14 protein-coding genes are annotated in these 16984 nt (G+C 44.2%); 10 read left to right on the top strand and 4 right to left on the bottom strand.

All coding sequences use genetic code 11. From position 1 onward, the window contains the following. Positions 1 to 62 precede the first annotated feature (62 nt). From AB5217_RS11435 to AB5217_RS11420, 4 genes are all read left to right on the top strand, one after another. A complete protein-coding gene (locus AB5217_RS11435; protein ID WP_368112771.1) occupies positions 63 to 2588 on the top strand; it encodes an FAD-dependent oxidoreductase in 2526 nt (841 codons plus the stop codon). Between the two features lie 31 nt (positions 2589 to 2619). After that, positions 2620 to 2973 carry a MarR family winged helix-turn-helix transcriptional regulator gene (locus AB5217_RS11430; protein ID WP_032842985.1) on the top strand — a complete coding sequence of 118 codons (354 nt, stop codon included), beginning with the start codon at positions 2620 to 2622 and terminating at the stop codon, positions 2971 to 2973. A 223-nt stretch (positions 2974 to 3196) separates the two neighbouring features. Continuing rightward, positions 3197 to 3832 (top strand): DUF4136 domain-containing protein, encoded by a 636-nt coding sequence (locus tag AB5217_RS11425; protein ID WP_004307006.1) that lies wholly within the window; start codon positions 3197 to 3199, stop codon positions 3830 to 3832. A gap of 15 nt (positions 3833 to 3847) precedes the next feature. Next, on the top strand, positions 3848 to 4474 hold the full coding sequence (locus tag AB5217_RS11420; protein ID WP_004307005.1) for a porin family protein: 627 nt from the start codon (positions 3848 to 3850) through the stop codon (positions 4472 to 4474). 87 nt (positions 4475 to 4561) lie between these two features. Here AB5217_RS11420 and AB5217_RS11415 read toward each other — a convergent pair whose 3' ends face one another. Genes AB5217_RS11415 through AB5217_RS11405 form a run of 3 tightly spaced genes read right to left on the bottom strand, consistent with a single transcriptional unit; the run spans position 4562 to position 9220 of the window. Beyond that, complete coding sequence (locus tag AB5217_RS11415; RefSeq protein ID WP_195443290.1) at positions 4562 to 7573, bottom strand: glycoside hydrolase family 3 N-terminal domain-containing protein; 3012 nt, start codon at positions 7571 to 7573, stop codon at positions 4562 to 4564. Further along, positions 7570 to 8409 (bottom strand): bifunctional metallophosphatase/5'-nucleotidase, encoded by an 840-nt coding sequence (locus AB5217_RS11410; protein WP_008649825.1) that lies wholly within the window; start codon positions 8407 to 8409, stop codon positions 7570 to 7572. The genes AB5217_RS11415 and AB5217_RS11410 overlap by 4 nt, the downstream gene beginning before the upstream one ends. A 25-nt stretch (positions 8410 to 8434) precedes the next feature. Then, complete coding sequence (locus AB5217_RS11405) at positions 8435 to 9220, bottom strand: 5'-nucleotidase C-terminal domain-containing protein (RefSeq protein WP_032842981.1); 786 nt, start codon at positions 9218 to 9220, stop codon at positions 8435 to 8437. A gap of 155 nt (positions 9221 to 9375) precedes the next feature. Here AB5217_RS11405 and rplS point away from each other — a divergent pair, with 155 nt between their 5' ends. Next, positions 9376 to 9726 carry a 50S ribosomal protein L19 gene (gene rplS, locus AB5217_RS11400; RefSeq protein WP_004296199.1) on the top strand — a complete coding sequence of 117 codons (351 nt, stop codon included), beginning with the start codon at positions 9376 to 9378 and terminating at the stop codon, positions 9724 to 9726. Positions 9727 to 9999: 273 nt separating this feature from the next. Here the strand turns inward: rplS and AB5217_RS11395 are convergent, their stop codons facing one another. Next, positions 10000 to 10980, bottom strand: a complete 981-nt coding sequence (locus tag AB5217_RS11395) for an ROK family protein (protein WP_004307000.1) — start codon at positions 10978 to 10980, stop codon at positions 10000 to 10002. A gap of 179 nt (positions 10981 to 11159) precedes the next feature. Here AB5217_RS11395 and AB5217_RS11390 point away from each other — a divergent pair, with 179 nt between their 5' ends. The 5 genes from AB5217_RS11390 (at position 11160) to AB5217_RS11370 (ending at position 16940) form a co-directional block, all read left to right on the top strand. Further along, a complete protein-coding gene (locus AB5217_RS11390) occupies positions 11160 to 11876 on the top strand; it encodes an ABC transporter ATP-binding protein (RefSeq protein WP_004296202.1) in 717 nt (238 codons plus the stop codon). A gap of 30 nt (positions 11877 to 11906) precedes the next feature. Continuing rightward, positions 11907 to 13166, top strand: coding sequence for an ABC transporter permease (locus AB5217_RS11385; RefSeq protein WP_008649823.1), 1260 nt, complete (start codon positions 11907 to 11909; stop codon positions 13164 to 13166). A gap of 4 nt (positions 13167 to 13170) precedes the next feature. After that, entirely contained in the window at positions 13171 to 14412 is a 1242-nt protein-coding gene (locus AB5217_RS11380) for an ABC transporter permease (RefSeq protein WP_032842979.1), read from the top strand. Between the two features lie 80 nt (positions 14413 to 14492). Next, positions 14493 to 15593 carry an efflux RND transporter periplasmic adaptor subunit gene (locus tag AB5217_RS11375; RefSeq protein WP_032842978.1) on the top strand — a complete coding sequence of 367 codons (1101 nt, stop codon included), beginning with the start codon at positions 14493 to 14495 and terminating at the stop codon, positions 15591 to 15593. A gap of 9 nt (positions 15594 to 15602) precedes the next feature. Beyond that, positions 15603 to 16940 (top strand): TolC family protein, encoded by a 1338-nt coding sequence (locus tag AB5217_RS11370; protein ID WP_032842990.1) that lies wholly within the window; start codon positions 15603 to 15605, stop codon positions 16938 to 16940. Positions 16941 to 16984 lie beyond the last annotated feature (44 nt).

Genomic DNA, 16984 nt, shown 5'->3' with positions numbered 1-16984 from the left:
CCATGAACATTTCTTCAATACAGTTTGTTTTTTCCACAGGAAACTATTTACACTATAAACAGATGAAAATAATTATTATTGGGGGAGTTGCAGGAGGAGCTACCACTGCTGCCCGAATCAGACGAGTAGATGAAACAGCAGAAATTATCCTTTTGGAAAAAGGAAAGTATATATCATACGCCAATTGCGGCCTTCCTTATTATATAGGAGGAGTGATAGAGGAACGGGATAAATTGTTCGTGCAAACGCCCGAAGCCTTCTCTACACGCTTCCGCGTGGATGTACGTACAGAAAACGAAGCGATTTTCATTGACCGGAAAAGAAAGACAGTGACCATCCGGCAAAGCAGTGAAGACACTTATGAGGAGAGCTACGATAAATTAGTTATCTCCACCGGAGCTTCCCCGGTGCGTCCTCCTCTTCCGGGAATCGACCTTAGCGGAATCTTCACGTTAAGGAATGTCACCGACACGGATCGGATCAAAGAATATATCAAGAGCCACGCTCCGCGAAAAGCCGTTATCGTAGGAGCCGGATTTATCGGTCTGGAAATGGCAGAAAACTTACATACACAGGGAGCGAAAGTGTCGATTGTTGAAATGGGCAATCAAGTGATGGCTCCTATCGACTTCTCGATGGCATCGCTCGTCCACCAGCACTTGATGGATAAAGGAGTCAATCTTTATCTGGAACAAGCCGTCGCCTCTTTTAGCCGGGAGGGAAAAGGGTTGAAAGTAACGTTCAAAAATGGTCAGTCCATTTCTGCCGATATCGTTATCCTGTCGATCGGAGTACGCCCGGAAACCAGTCTGGCACGAGCTGCCGAACTGACTATCGGCCCTGCAGGAAGTATTGCCGTGAATGATTACCTGCAAACGTCTGATGAATCGATTTATGCCATCGGTGACGCAATCGAGTTCCGCCATCCGATCACCGGAAAACCCTGGCTCAACTATCTTGCCGGACCTGCCAACCGTCAGGGACGCATCGTTGCAGACAACGTTCTCGGGGCAAAAATACCTTACGAGGGTTCTATCGGCACTTCAATCGCCAAAGTTTTCGACATGACCGTTGCTTCAACCGGTTTACCCGGCAAGCGCCTCCGCCAGGAAGAGATAGATTATATGTCATCTACCATCCATCCCGCCTCTCATGCCGGCTACTATCCGGATGCCATGCCGATGAGTATCAAAATCACTTTCGACAAAAAGACGGGAAGATTGTACGGCGGGCAAATCGTCGGTTACGACGGAGTGGACAAACGGATTGACGAACTCGCCCTTGTCATCAAACACGAGGGAACGATCTACGACCTGATGAAAGTGGAACAAGCGTACGCTCCTCCGTTCTCTTCGGCCAAAGATCCGGTAGCACTGGCAGGATATGTAGCTGAAGATATCATCACAGGCAAAACTAATCCTGTGTATTGGAGAGAATTGCGAGACATTGAAATGGAAAATAAGTTCCTGCTGGATGTCCGCACCCCGGACGAATATTCTTTAGGCAGCCTACCGGGTGCCGTAAATATTCCGCTGGATGAGCTTCGTGACCGGCTGGCCGAACTGCCGAAAGATAAAATGATTTATACCTTCTGCGCTGTCGGACTACGGGGGTATCTTGCCTACCGGATATTGACTCAACATGGATTTGACAAGGTGCGTAATCTCTCGGGAGGACTGAAGACTTATCGGGCTGCCACTGCTCCGATTATCATACGCGAAGAAAATGGAAATGAAATAGACGAATCACCCGAACAACAGGGAGGTAGTCCCCAAGTTGGGCAACCTGCGGTTGCTAAGGTTTCGGATACCACGGTTACTGCCACGGCTGCCGTCACCGCCGATGCCCAGGCAAACCCCGCTAAAACAGTTCGGGTAGACGCCTGCGGATTACAATGTCCCGGCCCGATTTTGAAAATGAAGAAAACAATGGATACACTGGCTTCAGGCGAACGGGTAGAAATCACCTCAACCGATCCGGGATTTCCGCGTGACGCTGCTGCATGGTGCAGTTCAACGGGCAATCAACTGATTTCGAAAGACAGCTCCGGAGGAAAATCTGTTGTTGTCATAGAAAAAGGAGAACCAAAATCATGCAATATTGTTACTTCATGTGAGGGCAAAGGAAAAACCTTCATCATGTTTAGTGATGATTTGGATAAAGCCTTGGCTACTTTTGTACTGGCAAACGGCGCAGCAGCTACAGGACAAAAAGTCACCATCTTCTTTACTTTCTGGGGACTGAACGTCATCAAGAAGTTGCACAAACCGGAAACCGAAAAGGATATTTTCGGAAAAATGTTTGGCATGATGCTGCCTTCCAGCTCCAAAAAGCTGAAACTTTCTAAGATGAGTATGGGCGGAATAGGCGGAAAAATGATGCGGTATATCATGAACAAAAAAGGGATTGATTCACTGGAATCCCTGCGCCAGCAAGCGCTGGAGAATGGTGTGGAATTTATCGCTTGCCAGATGTCAATGGACGTGATGGGAGTCAAGCAAGAAGAACTCCTGGACGAGGTGACCATTGGCGGCGTAGCAACGTATATGGAACGGGCGGATAACGCAAACGTTAATCTATTTATTTAAAAAATGAACAAATGAAATATTTAAATAAGGTATGAAAACAATATGTGCAATGCGTGATGTATTCAAAGCAATGGGAAACTTTGAAACAGCATTTGAAAAAATGTACCAGATAACGCTTAATGAAGCAATGATATTGTGTGCCCTTAAAGAGGCTTCGGACAAAGTGACGGCTACCAACCTGTCCAAGCAAACCGAGCTAAGCCCCTCACACACATCTAAAATGCTGCGAATACTGGAGGAAAAAGGACTGATCGTCCGGTCGCTCGGAAGCGAAGACCGGAGACAGATGTACTTCCACCTGACCCATACGGGCAAGCAGCGAGTAAATGAACTGGAACTTGATAAAGTAGAGATACCCGATCTACTTAAACCCCTGTTTAAATAAACGGATTTTCAAACAATTATCTGTAAATAATGAACGGTGAGCAAACTCCCTGATAATGGGGCAGAGTGCTCACCGTTTTTCTTTAAACAGGGCAAAAGATATATGTTAATTTTCCGGCAAAAGAAATTTCCATCTGAACCTTTTTCCACCTTTCTTGTTGTTTCTATCAAAAGCCCAAGGTACCTGGGCGCGATTTTTATATAACCTAAACATTATAAAAGATATGAAGAAATTAATTCCTATTTTATTGGCGGTCTTTGCACTCGCTTCATGTGAAAAAGACCCGGACATGGGTAAACTGGATGACAATTATCTGGTATACACTAACTATGACAAGAAAGCCGATTTCAAAGTTCCTACATTCTATCTGGCACCCCAGATTCTGGTGATTAGTGACAGTAAAGAACCGGAATATCTCGAAGGTGAAGGCGCAGAACAAATTCTGGCTGCTTATACAGACAATATGGTAGCCAGAGGCTACGAAGCAGCAGCAGACCAAGAAAGTGCAGATCTTGGTATCCAAGTGAGCTACATCGCAAGTACTTATTATTTCACCAGCTACACACAACCTGAATGGTGGTGGGGTTATCCCGGATACTGGGGACCTGGCTACTGGGGTGGCAACTGGGGTGGTGGATGGTACTACCCGTACGCTGTAACTTATAGTTATAGCACCAACTCCTTCCTGACAGAAATGGTGAACTTGAAAGCCGAACAGGGAGACAGTAAAAAACTGCCTGTTGTATGGACAAGTTATCTGACCGGATTTGAAACTGGTTCCAAAGCTATCAACCGTACTCTTGCAGTAGAAGCTGTCAACCAGTCATTTACACAGTCACCTTATCTTACTAACAAATAAACAACTACAACTGTTATGAAAACAAGAAAAAATATATACTTCAAGGTAGTAGCCTTGGCGGCTATTGCCATCGCCTTCGCCATGCCGGCTAAGGCACAGCTATCAGACAATGGATATGCGAATATCGACTGGCAGTTCAATGCTCCGCTAAGTAATCACTTTGCAGATAAAGCAAGCGGTTGGGGTATGAACTTTGAAGGTGGTTATTTTGTGACTCCTAACATTGGCTTGGGTCTTTTCCTCAACTATCACAGCAACCACGAATATGTAGGTCGCGAAACCTTCCAGATGGGTGCCGGTGAAGTGACTACCGATCAGCAACATACCATTTTCCAATTGCCTTTCGGTGCCGCTGCACGTTACCAGTGGAATCGCGGTGGATCTTTCCAACCTTATGTCAGTGCTAAATTAGGTGCTGAATATGCAAAAGTCCGCTCTAACTTCAATATGTTGGAAGCAAGAGAAAACAGTTGGGGATTCTATGCTTCTCCTGAAGTAGGTATCAATGTATTCCCATGGGTTTACGGACCGGGCTTGCACTTTGCTTTGTACTACAGCTATGGTACCAACAAAGCTGATGTACTGCATTACAGTGTAGATGGATTGAGCAACTTCGGTTTCCGCCTGGGTGTATCGTTCTAAAAAGAACTGCAACTATCAGAATATTACGTTAATAATAAAAAAGGTAAAAGGTATCTATATTAAAAGCTACCTTTTACCTTTCTTTTTTTATTTTTTCTTCATCGCATCATAAATAGCTCCCTGTATTCGCTCACGAATGTGCAGCTGGTTCAATTTGCGGTTCGTTACGTCCGGATAAATCCGGTTGCTAAGAAATACATAAACCAGTTCATTCATTGGGTCCACCCATGCACATGTACCGGTAAATCCGGTATGACCATATACTTCGGCAGGTGCAGCAGGCGCACAATTTCCTTTCTTCGGATCATCTGCATCGGGCTTGTCAAAACCTAAACCACGCCGGCTGATCTTCGAGATTTCAGTAGTAAACAGCTGGCAAGTTTCTTTGCTAAGATAACGTTGTCCATCTATTTCTCCTCCATTCAGCAACATCTGATAAACGCGGGCTACATCACGGGCAGTAGAGAAAAGTCCGGCATTTCCGGCCAATCCGCCAAAGAAAGCGGAAGCCTCATCATGTACAAATCCCTGCAAAGTCTCTTTACGCAAGAAACGGTCTTTGTTGGAAGGGACAATTTCCGATTTGGCAAAGCGGCGTAAAGGCAGGTAACCTGTATGTTCCAACCCCATCGGCTCATAAAACTCACGTTGCAAATAGGCTTCCATAGGCATACCGGCCAGTTGTTCCACCAACATTCCCAAGAGTATAAATCCGACATCACTATATACATAGCGCTTCTGCTTTAACGGAGCTTCTGCAATTTTCTCTTCTATCACCTTTCGGAAAGAACGGTTTAACCACAAACTGTCACAGATCTGAACAGTATAATCACCGGTCTTGACCGGAGAAATATATTCACTCTTGAATTTGAATTTCGGATTCGCCCACGTAGTCGTACCAATCTGTACCGGATGGTGGACATCTTTACGTGCGCTGAACAATCTTCCATCATAGCTATCCTTGTCAATAGCTTCCTGATAAAAAGGAATCCAGGAAGGTAAACCGGACTGATGATACAGAATTTCCTGAATCGTTATATCTTTCTTATCAGTACGTTGCAAAAACGGCAAATGATCCGAAATTTTATCTGTCAGATTAAAACGTCCCTTATCGTAGAGTTTCATAATGGCAAGCAAGGTACCCGTCGTTTTTGAAAGGGAAGCCAGATCGTAGATATTCGTCGATTCGACACGAGGACTTCCTTTACCCGTATAAGTACCGAAAGCCTTGTCGAACATAATATGACCGTTTTTCAGCACCACCACCTGGCAACCGGGATAGGCTCCCTGACGAATACCATCCAATGCAATGGAATCAATCCGTTTTAGATGAGCAGAGGAAAGCCCGTATTCTTCCGGAACGAAATGCAACGGCGTTTTAGGGGTAATAGTCACTCCTGCTCCCGTTGGGAACAGTTCTCCCAGACTTGCCGACAACTGTCCGTCTGCAGATGCCTTGGCAAATAGCACATCTGCCACCTGGCGCTGCACGTCACTACTATAGCTATGTCCCAGCACCACCGCCGAAGCATGAGCCACCGCACGCTGAATCTGCAACATCATCTTCCCGGGAGTAAAAAACAGATAAATGGCCGGGCTTTCGGGAACAAACTTAGCAAAGAAAGGCTGATAAGGAGCCAGCCGCTGTTCACTGACGGCTACAATAATCCGTTTATAGGTAGACAAAGAATCACGCAACCGCTGATTTTCCTCTTTCGTCTGATTGGCACGAAGGGAAAAACGAGCCAAAGACGTATAGCGGGAAAGTTGTTTCGCCAACGCATCAGTTTCTCCGGGATCTCCTACCTCGAGCAATGCAATCGTCTGCTCTTTGTCTGTATGCAAGGGGAGAATATGATTCTTGTTGTTCAGAACTGTTATTGCCGCTAAATTCAACCGGCGAACCAAATCACGCGTTTGCGGACTGTTAATCCGTTGTTCCAGACCGGATAATTGTACATACGACTTTTTCTTCAGTCCCAACACATATTTATAAGTCAAGACCTTACGACATTTGCTTTCAATATCTTCGCGGGTCAACTCTCCTTTTTCAATGGCTTCCAGTACGGCCGGTATCTCTTCCTTCAAGTTTCGGGGAGACAATACCATGTCATTACCAGCTTTCAAAGCCTGCAAACTGACATTTCCATTTCCCGCCACTCCTTTCATGGCAAGCGCATCCGTAAATATGAGTCCTTTGAACGCCAACTCATCTGTCAGCAAATCATATACGACATTGCGGGACAAGGAAGACGGAAGTCCACCAATCGGTTCTATCACCGGAACTTGCAAATGTCCTACCATCATACCGCCCAATCCGGCACGGATGGCTTCTTTAAAAGGATAAAGTTCCACACTGTCCAGACGCTCACGAGTGAAAGGAAGTACCGGAAGCGCCTTATGCGAATCAACATCGGTATCTCCATGTCCGGGAAAATGTTTGCACACAGATAAAACCCCTCCGCTTTCCAAACCGGAAGCATAAGCGATAACCTTATCAGCCACCTGTATCGGATCTTCTCCAAAAGAACGGGTATTGATTACGGGATTTTCAGGATTTATATTCACGTCCGCCACCGGAGCAAAGTTGACCTGTACTCCAATCTGTCGGCATTGACGAGCAACTTCACGCCCGTATTCATAGAGCAGCTTGTTGTCACGGATACATCCCAATACCATATTCCGTGGAAAAACAGGCATACCACGCAAACGCATGGCCAGCCCCCATTCTCCATCAAAGGTAATCATCAAAGGGACTTTTGCCTGCCGTTGCGCCCGGTTTGTCAGTTCAACCTGATTTTGCATCTTCCCACCGGAAAAGAGAAGTCCGCCCACTTTATAGGTGTCGATTACTTCGCGCAACAGTTCCAGGTTTCGTTTGGTATCTACCGGGGCAATGGTATAGATGAACAACTGCCCTACCTTTTCTTTAAAGGAAAGCTTATCCATAACCGAATCAACCCAGTGCCGGCAGTCTTTGTCCTGAAGGGCTTTATACACCAGCAGAGGTTCAACGGTTGTAGCATTCTGCGCCGGACTTGAAACCGTACCGGCCGCAATAAGGAATAAAAGCGTTACTATTGAGGGGATTATCTTCATTTATGTTTCAAAGTCAAATCGAGACGGCCTACACGAACACCATTTTTTCCCGTGTGCATAACAGGCACCTCTTTTCCGTCCATATTCAAGTATGTTTTGGGGCCTTTCATAAATGTATGAGAGTGCCCGCCCAGAATCACGTCGATATTGCGTGTTCCGGCAACCAGATGTTCATCCATTTGAATGCCCAGATGAGACAGGCATACTACCAAATCACAACCTTCTTCGTCTTTCAACAAAGCAGCTATTTCGTTGGATACGCGGATAGGATCTTCATAAACGACTCCTTCGCATTTATTAGCCTGAATCATCCCTTCGGGTTGGGTTCCAAGGCCAAACACACCAATTCTCAAACCATATTTCTCAAGAACGACGTAGGGTTTAACTATATCTTTCAATACCGTAGCATCCAGATTATAGTTGGCACAAACAACCGGGAAATTAGCCATCTTGAAAATACGTTCCATATTATCCACATCGAAATCAAACTCATGGTTACCGATAGTCATAGCATCGTAACCCATTTCATTCATTAGTTTAACTTCCACTTCTCCGCGGAACATATTATAATAAGGTGTTCCCTGAGAAATATCTCCGCAGTCGAAAAGCAGCACATTCTTATGCTCCTTGCGAAACTGTTCGAGAAAAGCAGCCCGGCGAAGAAAACCGCCTTTGTTATAGTATTCGTCCCCCTTCTGATTGACAGGTTCGATACGGCTATGCACATCGCTTGTTTGTAAAATAATCACTTCTTTGGTATCCTTATCCTGCGCAAAAATTGAGAAAGTAAAGCTCAATGCAAGACATAACAGGAATAATATCTGAATTCTTTTCATATTCAATATTTTTAGATTCTCCTTTTTATTTTATGGTAATACGTCCATCCAGTTTGGAGGTAATCGCTTTGCCTTCGGCAGTCTGTTTGCGTACATAATCAAGAAATAGTCCGCGTAAGGTTGCGTCTTCGGGGCATACTCTCTTTTCCGCCTGCAGGAAAGCATCCATCCGTCCATTTCCATCTGCCAGATAGTCGATAGTGGCCACCGTGTAAAGCTGGTCATCCTTTAGTGGTTTTTCACCGACAAAGGCGTTCAGCAACTTTCCATCTTTGGTGATTTCAAGACGGATACCGCTCACTCCTTCTCCGTGCAGAGATGCAATCGCTTCAAAAAGACGTCTCAAGTCTGTTCCTTTCATAGTCAGTACGCAAAGAGAATTCTCAAAAGGAAGAATTTCAAACACATCGCCTACCGTGATATCTCCTTCGGGCAAGATATTACGCAAGCCGCCCATATTTACCAATCCCATATCAGCAGGTTTCCCCAACACCTGAACAGCCGCCTGCTGCAAAACACCTGCAACAAGGTTGGAAAGCAAACTTTCGGGACCTCCTTTGTCCATTTTCATCGCACTGGTGCCGATGACTTCATACATCATCGCATCCACCTTTTCCTTATAAGGCTTTAAGATTTCGGCAGCTTTCGCGTTGGGAATGGTGTCCCAAACAGAATCAATCGTTATCATGCTACCCTCTACTTTGGTTACTTCGTACTGTGCCGTAGTCTCGCGTGCGGTCCGGCAGGAAGTAAACAGGAAGCCTCCTGCAAACGTCGCCACCATCAGATACTTTACATAAGTCTGTTTCATGTTCGCTATTTTTAGATATGCCACAAATATACAAAAACATTTGGCTATCTGGCAAATAATTCGTTACTTTGCACCGCTTTCGCGCAATCGCTGTCAAGAGAAGAGATACTTGGTATGTTGCGTTGTAACGATGAAACAATTTAATAATAACAACAATGGATTTAATTAAAATTGCAGAAGAAGCATTTGCTACCGGAAAACAGCACCCGAGCTTCAAAGCAGGAGACACTGTAACAGTAGCATATCGTATTATCGAGGGTAACAAAGAACGTGTACAGTTGTACCGTGGTGTTGTTATCAAAATCGCCGGTCACGGAGACAAGAAACGTTTTACTGTACGTAAAATGTCAGGAACTATAGGCGTAGAAAGAATTTTCCCAATCGAATCACCGGCTATCGATAGCATCGAAGTGAACAAGGTAGGTAAAGTTCGTCGCGCTAAATTGTACTACCTGCGCGCTCTTACTGGTAAGAAAGCTAGAATCAAAGAAAAAAGAGCTAACTAATAAGCCGAACTTTTCGATTCGAAATAAAAAAGGGAACTTCATTATGAGGTTCCCTTTTTTATTGTATATTTTCTCAAACATTCTCATGCCTATGAGAAAAAATTCTCATTGCAATGAGAATAATTCCTCAAAGGTATGAGAATATTTTCTCACTCCGGTGAGAATAACCCTTTGTCTGAATAAGCCGTACACGTCAGAAAGGACTAAATAAAACAAAGCCCCGAAAGTCATAAACTCCCGAGGCTTCATTACCTTTATTATAATAATGAAATGTTATTCTTTCAAATCTTTCAGTTCCCAAGCCAACGCACTGGCGCCCAGTACAGCAGCATCAGAATCCTTCAATTCGGAAACGAGCAGTTTAGTCTTGCCTTTATAGATATTCAGGATATTATCATCAATTGATTTCTGAATTGGTTTCATGATATAGTCACCGGACTTAGCCAAACCACCAAACAATACAATTGCTTCAGGGCTGGAGAATGCAATAGCATCTGCCAGTGCTTCACCCAAGATGTTACCTGTAAAGTTAAAGATTTCCTGTGCCAGTTTATCACCTTGTACAGCTGCATCATACACATCTTTTGAAGTGATGTTTTCTGCAGGAATGTTACGAAGCAAGCTAGCATCCGTACGGGCAGCAAGGAATTCGCGGGCTGTGCGAGCTACACCGGTAGCCGAACAGTAAGTTTCCAGACATCCCTTACGGCCACAACCGCAAAGACGACCATCGCGACGGGCGATAACGTGTCCCAATTCACCTGCAAAACCGTCATGACCATACACCATCTGACCGTTGATAACGATACCGCTACCCACACCAGTACCCAGTGTAATCATGATAAAGTCTTTCATACCACGGGCAGCACCGTAAGTCATTTCACCGATAGCAGCAGCGTTTGCGTCGTTTGTCAAAGCAGTGGGGATACCCAGTCTTTCTTCAAACATGGCAGCCAACGGAAGAATTCCCTTCCAAGGCAGGTTCGGAGCAAATTCAATCGTTCCCGTGTAGTAGTTGCCATTCGGAGCACCGATACCAATACCTCTGATTTTATCAACACCACCATTAGCAATAATCAATGGAAGCAGACTTTTACACACTTCATCAGCGTATTCTTCTACTGTAGGGTAACCAGATGTTTTGATTGAACTGCTGGCAATAATAGTTCCGCGTGCGTCTACAATTCCAAAGACGGTATTCGTTCCGCCTATGTCAATACCTACTACGTAGGGTTTTTCCATGTTTGAATTCATGATACTTTTATTTAAAAGGGTTAGTTAATCATTAAGTTTACTGCACACAAATTACGTAAAGAAGATTGAGTCTACAAAATGTTTTTTGAAAAAAGTTCAACCTGTTTGCAACTTTTCGTATCTTTCGCACGTCTAATAGTAGAAAATTATCAGAAAACAGAAACTAAATAAAGAAAATTGTGATACAACTAACGAATATCAACAAGACCTACAACAACGGAGCGCCTCTCCATGTACTTAAAGGTATCAATCTCAACATTGAACAGGGAGAATTTGTTTCTATCATGGGAGCATCCGGGTCTGGGAAATCAACTTTACTCAACATATTGGGAATCCTCGACAACTACGATACCGGAGATTATTACCTGAACAACGTACTTATCAAGAACTTGAGCGAAACCAAAGCTGCCGAATACCGGAACCGTATGATCGGATTTATCTTCCAGTCATTCAATCTGATTTCCTTTAAAGATGCCGTAGAGAATGTAGCACTTCCTTTATTTTACCAGGGTATAAGTCGCAAAAAACGAAATGCGCTTGCCTTGGAATATCTCGACCGCCTGGGTTTAAAAGACTGGGCACATCACATGCCGAACGAAATGAGTGGCGGTCAGAAACAACGTGTAGCCATTGCACGAGCTTTAATCACCCAACCACAAATCATTCTGGCAGATGAACCAACAGGAGCTTTGGACAGCAAAACTTCCGTAGAAGTGATGCAGATTCTGAAAGATCTTCATAAACTGGGAATGACGATTGTCGTTGTCACCCACGAAAGTGGAGTCGCCAACCAGACAGACAAGATTATACATATCAAAGATGGAATCATCGAACGTATTGAAGATAATATCGACCATGACGCTTCTCCTTTCGGAAAAGACGGTATCATGAAATAATCTAAAATCCACCACTATACAAACATTATCATGATTGACATCTGGCAAGAAATATATAGTACCATCAAACGCAACAAGCTAAGGACTTTTCTCACAGGATTTGCCGTGGCATGGGGAATCTTTATGCTTATCGTCCTACTAGGTGCAGGTAACGGACTGATCCACGCATTCGAGCAATCGGCTTCCGAACGTGCCATGAACTCCATCAAGATTTTTCCGGGATGGACCAGTAAATCATACGACGGACTGAAAGAAGGAAGACGGGTGCAACTGGACAATAAAGACATGGATGCTACCAGTCATTATTTCCCGAATCATGTCATCAAGGCCGGAGCAACCGTGTGGCAGGGAGGCGTAAATCTTAGTTTCGGGCAAGAATACGTCAGCCTGAACCTTTCCGGCGTATATCCCAATCATACAGAGGTAGAAGTCGTGAAGCTTTTCGAAGGACGTTTTATCAATGAAATCGATATCAAGGAACGCCGGAAAGTAATTGTACTCCATAAGAAAACAGCAGAAATCCTTTTTAACAAGACTCATACCGAGCCAATCGGACAGTTTGTCAACGCCGGAAATGTGGTTTATCAGGTAGTAGGTCTTTATAATGATAAAGGAGATAGCGGAGACAGCGATGCCTACATTCCTTTTACCACTCTACAAACGATTTATAATAAAGGAGACAAACTGAATAACCTGGTCATGACTACCAAAAATCTGGAAACAGTAGAGGCTAATGAGGCTTTTGAAGCCCATTACCGTAAAGTATTGGGAGCCAACCATCGGTTTGACCCAACGGACCACAGTGCTATCTGGATATGGAACCGGTTTACCAACTATCTGCAACAGCAAAAAGGTTCGGGCATGCTGCGTATCGCCATCTGGGTAATCGGCATCTTTACGTTACTTAGCGGAATCGTTGGAGTTTCCAACATCATGCTGATTACCGTCAAAGAACGTACCCGCGAGTTTGGTATTCGTAAGGCTTTGGGAGCCAAACCGCTTTCCATTCTCTGGTTGATTATTGTAGAGAGTGTCACCATCACCACCATATTCGGATATATCGGCATGGTAGCCGGTATCGGAGTGACCGAATGGATGAACAGCGCTTTCGGCAATCAGACCATGGACACCGGAATGTGGACGGAAACCGTTTTCCTGAATCCGACAGTAGATATAAGAATCGCCATACAGGCTACACTCACATTAATAATAGCTGGTACGTTAGCCGGATTATTCCCTGCCCGAAAAGCAGTCAGCATCCGACCGATCGAAGCACTTAGAGCAGATTAAGACTATGAGAATAGACATGGATACCTGTGAGGAAATCCTCATTACCATTACAAGAAATAAAACGAGAAGCCTGCTGACTGCATTCGGTGTTTTCTGGGGAATCTTTATGCTCGTTGCCCTTATCGGCGGCGGGCAAGGATTGGAGGACATGATGAAAAAGAACTTTGAAGGATTTGCCACCAATTCCGGTTTCCTTGTCTCGCAAAGAACGGGCGAGGCTTACAAAGGCTTCCGCAAAGGGAGATGGTGGAATCTGGAATCTACCGACATTGAACGTCTTCGCTCCCAAGTGAAAGAGGTGGAGATCATTACTCCGTCCGTAGCCCGTTGGGGTTCCAAAGCCGTATACGAAGATAAGAAATATGATTGTAGCGTGAAAGGATTGTATCCGGATTATCTCCACATTGAATCACAGGAAATGGCATACGGCAGGTTCATCAATGAGGTGGATATAAAGGAAGCACGCAAAGTATGTGTCATCGGAAAACGAATTTATGAAAGTCTTTTCAAACCGGGAGAAGACCCGTGTGGCAAATATGTAAGAGTAGATGGCATTTATTATCAAGTGATTGGCATGTCTTCTTCCGAAGGGGACATGAATATACAGGGACGGGCTTCGGAGGCCGTCACTCTTCCTTTTACTACGATGCAGCAAACATATAATCTGGGAGGACGAATTGATGTGATCTGTTTCACTGCGAAGCATGGAGTCAAAGTGTCTGAAATACAACCCAAAATGGAACAGGTCATTAAAGCCGCACATTATATCTCCCCGGATGACAAACAGGCTGTTATGTGCCTGAATGCCGAAGCTATGTTCTCTATGGTCGATAACCTGTTTACCGGTATCAACATACTTGTTTGGATGGTAGGATTGGGAACTTTGCTGGCAGGTGCCATCGGAGTATCCAATATTATGATGGTGACCGTTAAAGAACGTACCACAGAAATCGGTATCCGCCGGGCGATCGGTGCACGGCCGAAAGATATTCTGCAACAAATTCTATCAGAGAGTATGGTACTTACCACCATTGCAGGAATGTGTGGAATATCCTTTGCCGTCATGGTGTTGCAACTTGTAGAAATGGGAGCCAACGCTGACGGAGGGGACACCCGTTTTCAAGTTACTTTCGGACTGGCAATCGGTACTTGTGCCCTTCTAATCGCACTGGGAATGTTGGCAGGTCTGGCACCTGCTTACCGGGCCATGGCTATCAAACCGATTGAGGCGATTCGGGATGAATAAGGAAGTGGAACAGTTATCTGGATATGTGAGGAGTTTAGTTTCAATCATCAATCGTAAATAATAAAATTATAAATAAAATCATGAAAAAGTATCTGAAAATCACATTATTGGTAGTCATTGCTATCATTCTTGTCGGAACATTCGTATTCCTTTATCAGAAATCCAAGCCTAAGGTAATCACTTACGAAACAGTTAGACCGGAAATGACTGACCTCCAAAAAACTACAGTAGCTACCGGAAAGGTGGAACCGAGAGACGAAATTTTAATCAAACCGCAAATTTCGGGTATTATCGACGAAGTATATAAAGAAGCCGGACAAGCTGTAAGAAAAGGGGAAGTTATTGCCAAAGTAAAAGTAATCCCTGAACTCGGACAACTGAATTCTGCAGAAAGCCGTGTGCGCCTGGCAGAAATTAATGCAACCCAGGCAGAAACGGATTTCGCCCGTGTGAAGAAGTTGTATGACGGTCAGTTAATTAGCCGGGAGGAATACGAGAAAAGTGAAGTGGCTTTGAAACAGGCTCGCGAAGAGAGACAGACGGCCAAAGACAATCTGGAAATCGTAAAAGAAGGAATTACCAAAAACAGTGCCTCTTTCAGTAGCACGATGATTCGCTCTACCATTGACGGGTTAATTCTGGACGTACCTGTAAAAGCTGGTAATTCGGTGATTATGAGTAACACATTCAATGATGGAACCACGATTGCTACGGTAGCCAACATGAACGATATGATTTTCCGCGGTAATATTGATGAAACAGAAGTGGGACGTATCCACGAACAAATGCCAATCAAGCTGACCATCGGAGCTTTACAAAATCTGACTTTCAATGCCATTCTGGAATATATCTCTCCGAAAGGGGTAGAAACCAATGGAGCCAACCAGTTTGAAATCAAGGCTGCGATTACCATTCCGGATTCTGTTCAGATTCGTTCCGGATATTCGGCTAATGCGGAAATCGTATTACAAAAAGCCAATCAGGTATTGGCAGTGCCCGAAAGCACTGTTGAATTTAATGGTGACTCTACATTTGTGTACATCATGACAGATTCAGTGCCCGAACAAAAGTTCCAGCGTACACAGGTGACTGCCGGTATGAGTGATGGAATCAAGATAGAAATCAAGAAAGGGGTAACCGTTCAGGACAAAATACGTGGTGCAGAGAAAAAAGATAAATAATTGAATCCGATGAAAATAATTCGTAAAACCATATCAGCCCTTCTGCTTGCCGGAGTCGGAATCACCTCCATCCAGGCACAGAACAACTCTTCGCAAGCATGGACGCTGCGGCAATGTATCGACTATGCCATTGAGCATAATATAGAAATCCGTCAATCGGCCAATAATGTCGAAGCAGGCAAAGTGAGTGTAAACACCACTAAATGGGCACGCCTTCCGAATTTGAGCGGTAGTGCCAGCCAAAACTGGAGTTGGGGCCGTACTGCTTCTCCGATAGACAACTCGTATAGTGACATTAACAGCGCCAATACCAGTTTCAGCTTGGGAACAAACGTACCTATATTTACCGGTTTGCAATTGTCCAACCAATATTCACTTGCCAAACTAGATTTAAAAGCTGTCATAGAAGATTTGAATAAAGCCAGAGAAGATATTGCAATCAATGTCACTTCTGCTTATTTACAGGTTTTATTCAATCAAGAATTAAGTAAGATTGCTCATAATCAGGTCGATTTAAGCAAAGACCAGTTAAAACGTATTCAAGGTCTTCAAGGAGTGGGTAAGGCATCCTCTTCTGAAGTGGCCGAAGCACAAGCCCGTGTCGCACAGGATGAAATGACTGCTGTACAATCAGACAATACGTACAAACTATCCTTACTGGATCTCACCCAACTTTTGGAATTACCCACGCCTGAAGGATTTGTACTCGAAAACCCTAAGGAAGAATTAGAGTTCGAATCTCTCACTCCGCCGGATGACATATATACACAGGCACTTACTTACAAACCAAGCATTAAGGCTGCAGAATATCGTTTGCAAGGTAGTCTTAATAGTATTCGTATTGCCCAAAGTGCATTTTATCCACAACTCTCTTTCAGTGCCGGTCTGGGAAGTAATTATTATACGGTTAGCGGAAGATCAGAGAGCAGCTTCGGCAGTCAGATGAAAAACAATCTGAATAAATATATAGGATTTAATTTGAGCGTGCCAATCTTCAACCGTTTTGCCACAAGAAACCGGGTACGCACGGCTCGTTTGCAACAAATAGATTTATCCTTGAAGTTGGATAACAGTAAAAAAGTTCTCTATAAAGAAATTCAGCAAGCCTGGTACAATGCTCTGGCAGCAGAGAGTAAATACAACTCCAGTGAAGTGGCAGTAAAAGCCAACGAAGAGTCTTTCCGCCTGATGAGTGAGAAGTTCAATAACGGCAAGGCTACCTTTGTGGAATACAATGAAGCCAAACTTAATCTGACGAAAGCTCTTTCGGATAAGTTGCAGGCAAAATATGACTACCTGTTCCGGACTAAAATTCTGGATTTCTACAAAGGACAGGTCATTGAATAAAAAAGAAATAAAGTTGAGTTTAGTATAGTAGTTCCTTAAAACAT

Origin of the sequence: Bacteroides sp. MSSM.1001136sp1_RTP21357st2_D2_RTP21359_211015 (genome assembly GCF_040913205.1) — a bacterium.
In the GTDB taxonomy this organism is placed as follows: Bacteria; Bacteroidota; Bacteroidia; order Bacteroidales; family Bacteroidaceae; genus Bacteroides; species Bacteroides ovatus.
Note: the sequence above shows the minus strand (reverse complement) of the source record. Positions and strands in the feature narration are given on the sequence as shown.

Excerpts from the sequence above, each read along its gene's own strand:
- AB5217_RS11435 (WP_368112771.1), top strand. The coding sequence starts at position 63 with ATGAAAATAATTATTATTGGGGGAGTTGCAGGAGGAGCTACCACTGCT.
- AB5217_RS11430 (WP_032842985.1), top strand. The coding sequence starts at position 2,620 with ATGAAAACAATATGTGCAATGCGTGATGTATTCAAAGCAATGGGAAAC.
- AB5217_RS11425 (WP_004307006.1), top strand. The coding sequence starts at position 3,197 with ATGAAGAAATTAATTCCTATTTTATTGGCGGTCTTTGCACTCGCTTCA.
- AB5217_RS11420 (WP_004307005.1), top strand. The coding sequence starts at position 3,848 with ATGAAAACAAGAAAAAATATATACTTCAAGGTAGTAGCCTTGGCGGCT.
- AB5217_RS11415 (WP_195443290.1), bottom strand. The coding sequence starts at position 7,573 with ATGAAGATAATCCCCTCAATAGTAACGCTTTTATTCCTTATTGCGGCC.
- AB5217_RS11410 (WP_008649825.1), bottom strand. The coding sequence starts at position 8,409 with ATGAAAAGAATTCAGATATTATTCCTGTTATGTCTTGCATTGAGCTTT.
- AB5217_RS11405 (WP_032842981.1), bottom strand. The coding sequence starts at position 9,220 with ATGAAACAGACTTATGTAAAGTATCTGATGGTGGCGACGTTTGCAGGA.
- rplS (WP_004296199.1), top strand. The coding sequence starts at position 9,376 with ATGGATTTAATTAAAATTGCAGAAGAAGCATTTGCTACCGGAAAACAG.
- AB5217_RS11395 (WP_004307000.1), bottom strand. The coding sequence starts at position 10,980 with ATGAATTCAAACATGGAAAAACCCTACGTAGTAGGTATTGACATAGGC.
- AB5217_RS11385 (WP_008649823.1), top strand. The coding sequence starts at position 11,907 with ATGATTGACATCTGGCAAGAAATATATAGTACCATCAAACGCAACAAG.
- AB5217_RS11380 (WP_032842979.1), top strand. The coding sequence starts at position 13,171 with ATGAGAATAGACATGGATACCTGTGAGGAAATCCTCATTACCATTACA.
- AB5217_RS11375 (WP_032842978.1), top strand. The coding sequence starts at position 14,493 with ATGAAAAAGTATCTGAAAATCACATTATTGGTAGTCATTGCTATCATT.
- AB5217_RS11370 (WP_032842990.1), top strand. The coding sequence starts at position 15,603 with ATGAAAATAATTCGTAAAACCATATCAGCCCTTCTGCTTGCCGGAGTC.